An 8137-nucleotide genomic window follows, 5' to 3' on the forward strand; every position below is an offset into this window, starting at 1 on the left:
GGTTCAAATCGCTCGCCTCGCTCGCCGGGACGGGCTAAAGCCCGCCCCTTAGCCAAACGTTATGTTTACTTAGTTTGATTGGGTTATTTCAATTTCGTCATCAATGCTAAATAAAGGCAATGCTAATAGTGAAAGAAATTCTTGGTAGATTATATCTGTGGCAAATAGCCCTAAATAGAATCATTGATCTTTTAGCGCTTAGGCAGCGAGTGCACCGCTTTTTCAACACCGGAAGGCCTTTACATATTACCGAACTATATGATATTGAGCGCAGAAGATTGAAAACTGGTTTGCGACTTGATGGAGAGGAATTAAATAGCTTTGAAGAAAAACATGGCTCTTTATTTCCTGACATTCATGACATCCATCTCATTGACGAGCTAACAACTGAAGAAATAATTATTAAATTTTGCACTGTTTTTAACGGCGGCTATGGGAAGGAAGGGGTTATTGCCGCCAACAACAAACAATTTTGGGAGCCGATTCTTGATGAGATAATTTCAGATGCATTTTCTGGTGAAATTAAAGTCAAATTCAATAAATTTATAGAAGATGCCAGAGCTTACCGCAACAAACGCGGCGCGCACTTTGATCAAGAAGGTTTTATCATGACGCATGGCAATAAAAAACCCGACGAAGACGGGGTTATTTATAGCGTAGGCTGGAGCAGCGCCTTATTGACTTTTAACTGGGATTTTGTGAGCGATACCATCCCTGTTTTTAATAAATCATTGAATGGCTATATTAAAAAACTACAAAAAGAAGCTGGCATAATTTAGAGAGTTGTGCCGAAACATGACAACAGGCTCAAATCGTTCGCTTCGCTCACTGGAACGGGCTAAAGCCTGCCCCTTAGAAAACGTTATACGAAAGAGAAATATCCATGGATCAACAGTTCTCTCTATTCGCTCTTATATTTTCAGTGCTCACATCTTTCTTGGGCAGTCTCGCCTTTTTTTGGTATCTGCGCGGCAGGGAAAAACGCATTAAATCCGCTATTGCAGAACTAGAATATGAGGAACAATTCATTGATAAAATAAGTAGGGGTAACGTCGAGCTAATACGCTCTGGCTTTCGGGTTCTATCACTTGCTCTCTTTATCGTGCTGCTGTCAGGCTCTATGGTCCTCTCAACAAAACTATTCCCATTTCCTGATGTATTGGAAAGAATTATTTATATGTTTGCAGTTGCCGCCTGGGCTGCTGCCGCCGCCGGCTGTTTCTCATACTTTAAATCCCTGGCGCGGTTAAATAATGTAAAGCTGGCCAAAGAAAAGCTTGCGGAAAAACGTCAAAAACTGGAAGCGAAATTGTGAGCCTCGTATAACAAATCGTTCGCTTCGCTCACTGGAACAGGCTAAAGCCTGCCCCTTAACCAAACGTTATGCATGCTCGGAATGTTTTTCATCCAGCCGCAAATGGTGCCGCAAATGAAAAATAAATTAGAAAAGTCAAAATTGCTGAGGGTCTTAAATTCACTTTGTGCAGCATTGTTTATGGGGGCTGCAATTTACATTGTCGTGATGGGTTTCAACTCTGTTGCTATGGCCGCTATCGCTATTTCCGTTGCCGGAGCAGCTGCGCCTCTTGCTCAAAGCAACGAAGGAATTTGGGAGATGGTAGTCGGAACCTTCGAGGCCATGATTGATGGAGTGGTGGCAGTTATCGAGGGCATAGCAAGTGCAATAGCTAGCCTGTTTAGTTAAAAGCGTTAATTAAAAGGTGGCTCAAGTTAATGCGGCAAGATCTAAGAGATAAAATCATCAGGGTTTGTGCAAAGAAGATACTTGCCAAAGGTGAGGTCGTTGGCGTTTCTTTTTATGCGTTCTTCGCAAATAAAAATAATGATCCGGAGCTTCTTATGGAAGCTGCAACGTGGTGGATAGAAACTCACAAGCTTGATCATTTCGAGAAGGCAACAAAAATTAAGTTAATGATTGAAGCCGGCGTCTGATTAATTCAGGCCGTGGCCAGTTTAACCAAGCGCATATGTTGGGCGGAGTGGCAATGAGCAAAGTCGATGTGACATCCCGATTTGAAGCAAAGCTTCTTCGTCCGGCAAAGCCTGGTAGTGATACATCGTGGGCGTTCGTAGTACTGCCGAGAGATGCCAGTGAAAAGCTTCCGAGGCGAGGAAGAACGACAGTTGAGGGCACAATTAATGGACAGCATTTCCAGGCGACTCTTGAGCCTGATGGTCAGCTGAGCCATTGGCTGCAGGTCAGTAGAGCGTTGTACGAAGGTGCAGGCGCGGTGGTTGGGGATATCGTCACGGTAGAGTTAACCCCGGTGGAGAAGGAGCCAGAGCCTGAAATTCCAGCTGATTTTCAGGAGGCGCTGGCAGCCACACCTGAGGCCCATAAGGTTTGGACCGATACGACGACCATCGCCCGATTGGACTGGATACATTGGATTACTTCAGCCAAGCAACTTAAGACGCGCAGCAAACGAATTGGTGATGCCTGCGATATGCTCGCGTCCGGCAAGAAGCATGTTTGCTGTTTCGACCAGTCGGGCTACTACAGCAAAGCCTTCCGTGCGCCCGATGCCGCAGATTTATAAATTGGCCATGGCGTTGAATGCTTAACGCGTTTGCTTTGCTTATTGGGGCATGCTCGATTCGTTCATTCGCTTAACCACAGTACAAACCGCAGAGAATACAAGCATGCGCGTGCAGCTAGAGCCTCCAAACCAGCCTGAAGTTATTGCGCTTATCGCGGAGTTGGATGCGYATCAGGACACCTTGTACCCGGCCGAAGCGCGCTATGCGCTGGACCTGACCACGCTGGAGCAGGACAACGTGTTGTTTGCGGTGGCCAGAGGCAACGACGGGGCGGCCATTGCTTGCGCTGCGGTGGTGCTTGGCAATGGGGCGGGGGAGCTAAAGCGCATGTTTGTGCGCCCAGCCAACCGCGCGCAAGGTGCGGCTGCGCAGGTGTTGCTACAGCTTGAAGTCGAGTCGATAAAGCGCGGTTGTCGGATGTTGCAACTTGAAACGGGCCCTTACCAAGCAGAGGCGCTGGCGTTTTACCGGAAGCATGGCTTCCAGACCTGCGGCGCATTCGGCGACTACCCTGAACATCCGCTGAGCGTGTTTATGCAAAAAAGGCTCAGTGGCGCTCGCGCGGCGGGCTAACGAATCATGCCCATGGACACCCGTACCGCGTGGGCACAAACCAGTGTTTACGGCCTCGGTACAGGCATTAGATATCTGGAGAAGCCGTGAACCGTATTCAGCTTTTTTGCTGGCGTTTACTCGTTGCAGCCACCGCAGGGCTGATGTTGTTCGGGCTTGCGCTTGTGTTGATGCCGGGCTTTACCCTGCAAGCATTCAGCCTGCTGGTTTACGCATCGGCGGCACACCTCAATACATTCGGCCCTGAAGCCTTGGCTTATATCCGCCTGGTGCATGCCGTGCTGGGCTCGGTGATGTTCGGCTGGGGCGCTGTGCTGATGTTTCTCGCGCTTGGCCCCGTGCGCAGAGGCAGCCAAGACGCATGGTGGATGTTTGTTGTGTCACTGCTCGCCTGGTTTATCCCTGACACAGCCTATTCGCTGCTCTCTGGCTTCTGGCAAAACGCGCTGCTCAATGCCGGTTTTGCATTGCTGTTTGCAAGTGCGCTCGGCGGATTGCGCTCATTCACGACGCAAGAGCGCATATGACGCAGGGCTGAGCGCGCTCAGCATATTTATCCAGGCGACTAAAGCCCTTAGCAGGAGGCGTTATGGCGCAGTATCTGGTGGCGATCCACCATCCCGATGACTACGACCCGGCCATTGCCGAGGATGAGGCAATGACCCGCGATATCGACGTGCTTAATGACGCGATGGTGGCGGCCGGTGTCTGGGTTTTCGTCGGCGGTCTGCACCCGGCGCGCTGCGCAAAATCGCTACGAGCGCAGCCCAACGGCGAGGTGCTTGTTAGTGACGGGCCATACCTGCAGACCAAGGAACACGTAGGTGGTTTCTGGGTGCTGGAAACGGCTGATATGGATGAGGCGCTGGCCTGGGGGCGCAGGCCGCCATTGCCTGCCGGGCACCGATTGAGGTGCGGCCGTTTCACTCATAAAAAAGCCCCACGGCAAGGAGCGGATGCCGTGGGGGCGGGAAGGGGTTGGCTAGGCCAACCGGGGGGAGAGTCTGTAAGAACCTGCTTACAATCTGCTGCGCTTCGGCCCTGCTGCGTTAAAAACAGGCTCGGTAAGCCGCTTGCGGCTAACGCGCTTCAGCGCGACCCGAAGGGCGAGTGAAACGAGTAATGCTCATTTACACCAGTAAACTCCGCTTGATTCGCTGCGCTCACCCAGCGGGCCAACCTACGGCTGTTACTCCGCTGCGCTGCRTATCTCGCCTATTTTTGCCTTGCAGGTCTCTAGCTCGCGAGATCGTAAACAGGTTCTCAAGGTTAAGCGTTAGGCTGCCACCCGCCGCCAAGGGCCTTGTAGATGGCGACGATGCCGCGATACAGCTCGACTTCCGCTTGGGCCTGGGCGTCTTCGGCGCTTAGGCGTTCGCGTTCGGCGTCGAGCAGCACGAGAAAGTCCACTTCACCTTCGCGGTAGCGCACGCGGGCTTGTTCGGCTGCGGCGCGGCTGGCGTCGGATTGGCGCAGCAGGGCGAGCAGGCGCTGCTGGCGTTTGCCGTAGTCGCTAAAGGCGTTGGCGGATTCTTCCAGGGCCAGTAGCACCTGTTGTTCATAGTTGGCCAGTGCGCCATCGGCTTCGGCTTCGGCCCCACGCAGGCGWGCACGCACGCTGCCCAGATCAAACGCCGCCCAGCTGATGGTCGGTGCCAGGCCCCAGGCTTGCGCTGCTGACGAGCCTAGCTGCGAGCCACGCCCGGCGGTAAAGCCGAGGAAGCCGGACATACTCACCCGTGGAAACAGGTCCGCCGTGGCCACGCCGATATTGGCGGTGGCGGCGGCCAATTGCCGTTCTGCGGCGCGGATATCCGGGCGSCGGCGCAGCAACTCGCCGGGGTCGCCAACTGGCAGGGCTTTGGCGATGGCGGGCAGCTCCTGAGTCGAGAGGTCGACGCTGAGTTGGTCCGGACGCTGGCCGWGCAGGGTGGCGATGCGGTGCTTGGCGCGCTGCTGTTCGGCCTGCAGTTGCGGCAAGCTGGCTTCGGTGCCAGCCAGGCGCGCATCGCTGCGCAGTACATCGAGCTGGCTACCGACGCCGGCTTCACGTAGTTGCTCGGTAATGGCGCGGGATTCCTGCTGGTTTTGCAGGTTGGCGCGGGCAATGCGTTCACGCAGTTGTGCGCCGCGCAGGCTGCCGTAGGCATCCACCAGTTCGGCGATCAGGCTGACCTGCAGCTGCTGGTAATCCGCTTCGGCCACGTCCAACTCGGCGTCGCTGGCTTCCAGTTGACGCTGGATGCGGCCAAACAGGTCCAGCTCCCAGAGCATGTCCAGGCCCAGGTCGTAACGTTCGCCGCGCACGCGCTGCTCGGTGACGCCAGGTTGTTGGGTCTTGCCGAATTCACCGCTGGCACGGCTGGTGATGGTCGGTAACTGATCGTTGCCGAGGTCGTCACGGATCGCCTGGGCCGCCAGCAGGCGGGCAAAGGCCACGCGCAGTTGACGGTTTTCCTGCAGCGACTGTTGCACCAACTGGTTGAGGATCGGGTCGTCGAACTGCTGCCACCAGCTGGTTTCGAAACGCGAGCGGTCGTAGCTGCTGCTTTGCGCGCTGCTCAGCTGGGCATCTGCAGTCTGCGGCGCCTGGTAATCCGGGCCGACGGCGCATGCCGTCAGCGCCAGTGCTAACAGGCTAATAGCTAGAGGTTTGGCGGTAATGGTCTTCATGCCTGTACCTCCTGCAAACGCGCGACTTTCTTCGCTTCACGCTTCTCCACAAAGGCGCGGATCAGTACATAGAACAGCGGGGTCAGCAGCAGACCGAAGAAGGTTACGCCGAGCATGCCGCTGAACACCGCAACACCCATGGCATGGYGCATTTCTGCGCCGGCGCCGGAGGACAGTACCAGTGGCACCACACCCATGATAAAGGCGAAGCTGGTCATCAGAATCGGCCGCAGACGCAGGCGGCAGGCTTCCAGCACCGCGCTGACGCGGTCCATGCCTTCTTCCTGTTTTTCCTTGGCAAATTCGACGATCAGGATGGCGTTCTTACAGGCCAATCCCACCAGTACGATCAAGCCGATCTGGGTAAAGATGTTGTTGTCGCCTCCCGCCAGGATTACCCCGGTAATGGCCGACAGCAGGGTCATCGGCACGATCAGGATCACCGCAAGCGGCAGGCTCCAGCTTTCGTACTGGGCGGCCAGCACCAGGAAGGCCAGCAGCACGCAGAGCGGGAAGATGAAGATCGCGCTATTACCGGCGAGGATCTGCTGGTAGGTCAGGTCGGTCCATTCGAAGCTCATGCCGTTGGGCAGTTCCTCCTTAAGCAGCTTGGCAATCGCCGCCTCGGCCTGACCGGAGCTGTAGCCGGGGGCTGCCGCACCGTTGATCTCGGCGGTGAGGAAGCCGTTGTAATGCATCACCCGATCCGGGCCCGAGCTAGCGCTGACTTTGAGGAAGGCTGACAGCGGCACCATTTCGCCACGGTTGTTGCGCACCTTGAGTTGGCCGATCTGCTCCGGCTCCAGGCGGAACTGCTGCTCAGCCTGCACGTTGACCTGATAGGTACGGCCAAAACGGTTGAAGTCGTTGGCGTACAGCGAGCCCAGGTAGATCTGCATGGTGTCGAAGATGTCGCTGATCGCCACGCCGTGGGTCTTGGCCTTCTCGCGGTCGATGGTTGCATCGATCTGCGGCACATTGACCTGATAGCTGGTGAACACCGACATCGGGTCCAGCTCCGGCAGCTGGCGGGCCTTGGCGATAACGTTCTGGGTTTGCAGGTACAGCTCGTCATAGCCCAGGTTGCCACGGTCCTGCACCTGCAGGCGGAAGCCGCCGATGGTGCCCAGGCCTTGTACCGGTGGTGGTGGGAAGATCGCCAGATAGGCTTCCTGAATACCTGCGAACTGGCCGTTAAGCTCAGCGGCGATGGCTCCGGCGGACATGCTTTCGTCTTTGCGCTGATCGAAATCCTTCAGCGCGACGAAGACGATGCCGCTATTTGGGCTATTGGTGAAGCCGTTGATCGACAGGCCCGGGAAGGCGATGGTGTTGGCCACGCCAGGGTGCTTGCCGGCGATTTCCGACATCTGTTTCATCACACCTTCGGTGCGATCCAGGGTGGCGGCGTCCGGCAGTTGGGCGAAGGCCACCAGGTACTGCTTGTCCTGCGGCGGCACGAAACCGCTCGGTGTCGTGGCAAAACCCAGGTAGGTCAGGCCCATCAGCCCGGCATAGACGAACAGGGCGATGCCGCTGCCGCGCAGCACGCGCTTTACGGTGCCGACATAGCCATGGCTGGCACGGTCGAATGCGCGGTTGAACGGTTTGAACAACCAGCCGCCGAACAGCCGGTCGAGCAGTTTGGAGAAGCGGTCTTTCGGCGCGTCATGGCTTTTCAGCAATATGGCGGCCAGGGCAGGGGACAGGGTCAGCGAGTTGATCGCCGAGATCACCGTTGAGATGGCAATGGTCAGGGCGAACTGTTGATAGAACTGCCCGCTCAGCCCGGAGATAAAGGCTGTAGGGATAAACACCGCACAGAGCACCAGTGCCGTAGCGACGATGGGCCCGGTCACTTCCTTCATCGCCTGCTTGGTGGCTTCCACCGGGGTTTTGCCCAGGCCGATATTACGCTCGACGTTTTCCACCACGACGATGGCGTCGTCCACCACGATGCCGATGGCCAGCACCAGGCCGAACAGCGATAGCGCGTTGAGCGAGAAGCCGAACATGTGCATCACGGCAAAGGTGCCGATCAACGACACCGGCACGGCGGCCAGCGGGATGATCGAGGCGCGCCAGGTTTGCAGGAACAGAATCACCACCAGCACCACCAGGATGATGGCTTCGAGCAGGGTGTGTACCACCGCCTCGATGGAGCCACGCACGAAGATGGTCGGGTCATAGACGATTTCGTAGTCCACGCCTTGCGGGAAGCTCTGCTTCAGCTCGGCCATGCGCTCACGCACCGCATCGGAAATCTCGATGGCGTTGGAGCCGGGGCGCTGGAATACCGGGATGGCGACAGCGGGCTTTCAGCTCATGG

9 protein-coding genes and 1 pseudogene are annotated in these 8137 nt (G+C 56.2%); 8 read left to right on the forward strand and 2 right to left on the reverse strand.

What is annotated here, in order from left to right:
• Positions 1-128: 128 nt before the first annotated feature.
• The 8 genes from P3C18_RS15330 (at position 129) to P3C18_RS15365 (ending at position 4249) form a co-directional block, all read left to right on the forward strand.
• The gene (locus P3C18_RS15330) at positions 129-779 is read left to right on the forward strand and encodes a hypothetical protein (protein ID WP_275962710.1); all 651 of its coding nucleotides are present in this window, start codon (positions 129-131) and stop codon (positions 777-779) included.
• Between the two features lie 104 nt (positions 780-883).
• The gene (locus tag P3C18_RS15335) at positions 884-1315 is read left to right on the forward strand and encodes a hypothetical protein (RefSeq protein WP_275962711.1); all 432 of its coding nucleotides are present in this window, start codon (positions 884-886) and stop codon (positions 1313-1315) included.
• Between the two features lie 81 nt (positions 1316-1396).
• Entirely contained in the window at positions 1397-1705 is a 309-nt protein-coding gene (locus P3C18_RS15340) for a hypothetical protein (RefSeq protein WP_275962712.1), read from the forward strand.
• A gap of 29 nt (positions 1706-1734) precedes the next feature.
• Positions 1735-1953 carry a DUF6500 family protein gene (locus P3C18_RS15345; protein WP_275962713.1) on the forward strand — a complete coding sequence of 73 codons (219 nt, stop codon included), beginning with the start codon at positions 1735-1737 and terminating at the stop codon, positions 1951-1953.
• Between the two features lie 53 nt (positions 1954-2006).
• Complete coding sequence (locus P3C18_RS15350) at positions 2007-2561, forward strand: YdeI/OmpD-associated family protein (protein ID WP_275962714.1); 555 nt, start codon at positions 2007-2009, stop codon at positions 2559-2561.
• Between the two features lie 49 nt (positions 2562-2610).
• Positions 2611-3135: a GNAT family N-acetyltransferase gene (locus P3C18_RS15355; RefSeq protein ID WP_275962715.1), complete on the forward strand. Its 525-nt coding sequence runs from the start codon at positions 2611-2613 to the stop codon at positions 3133-3135.
• An 86-nt stretch (positions 3136-3221) separates the two neighbouring features.
• Entirely contained in the window at positions 3222-3662 is a 441-nt protein-coding gene (locus tag P3C18_RS15360; RefSeq protein WP_275962716.1) for a hypothetical protein, read from the forward strand.
• 62 nt (positions 3663-3724) lie between these two features.
• On the forward strand, positions 3725-4249 hold the full coding sequence (locus P3C18_RS15365; RefSeq protein ID WP_275962717.1) for a YciI family protein: 525 nt from the start codon (positions 3725-3727) through the stop codon (positions 4247-4249).
• A 155-nt stretch (positions 4250-4404) separates the two neighbouring features.
• Here the strand turns inward: P3C18_RS15365 and P3C18_RS15370 are convergent, their stop codons facing one another.
• Positions 4405-5808, reverse strand: a complete 1404-nt coding sequence (locus tag P3C18_RS15370) for a TolC family protein (protein ID WP_275962718.1) — start codon at positions 5806-5808, stop codon at positions 4405-4407.
• Positions 5805-8137, reverse strand: a pseudogene (locus P3C18_RS15375) (efflux RND transporter permease subunit); the annotation flags it as partial. The gene P3C18_RS15370 and the pseudogene P3C18_RS15375, both read right to left, overlap by 4 nt.

Origin of the sequence: Pseudomonas sp. 1928-m, assembly GCF_029269135.1 — a bacterium.
Classification (GTDB): Bacteria; Pseudomonadota; Gammaproteobacteria; order Pseudomonadales; family Pseudomonadaceae; genus Aquipseudomonas.

Excerpts from the sequence above, each read along its gene's own strand:
- P3C18_RS15335 (WP_275962711.1), top strand. The coding sequence starts at position 884 with ATGGATCAACAGTTCTCTCTATTCGCTCTTATATTTTCAGTGCTCACA.
- P3C18_RS15365 (WP_275962717.1), top strand. The coding sequence starts at position 3,725 with ATGGCGCAGTATCTGGTGGCGATCCACCATCCCGATGACTACGACCCG.
- P3C18_RS15345 (WP_275962713.1), top strand. The coding sequence starts at position 1,735 with ATGCGGCAAGATCTAAGAGATAAAATCATCAGGGTTTGTGCAAAGAAG.
- P3C18_RS15340 (WP_275962712.1), top strand. The coding sequence starts at position 1,397 with ATGTTTTTCATCCAGCCGCAAATGGTGCCGCAAATGAAAAATAAATTA.
- P3C18_RS15350 (WP_275962714.1), top strand. The coding sequence starts at position 2,007 with ATGAGCAAAGTCGATGTGACATCCCGATTTGAAGCAAAGCTTCTTCGT.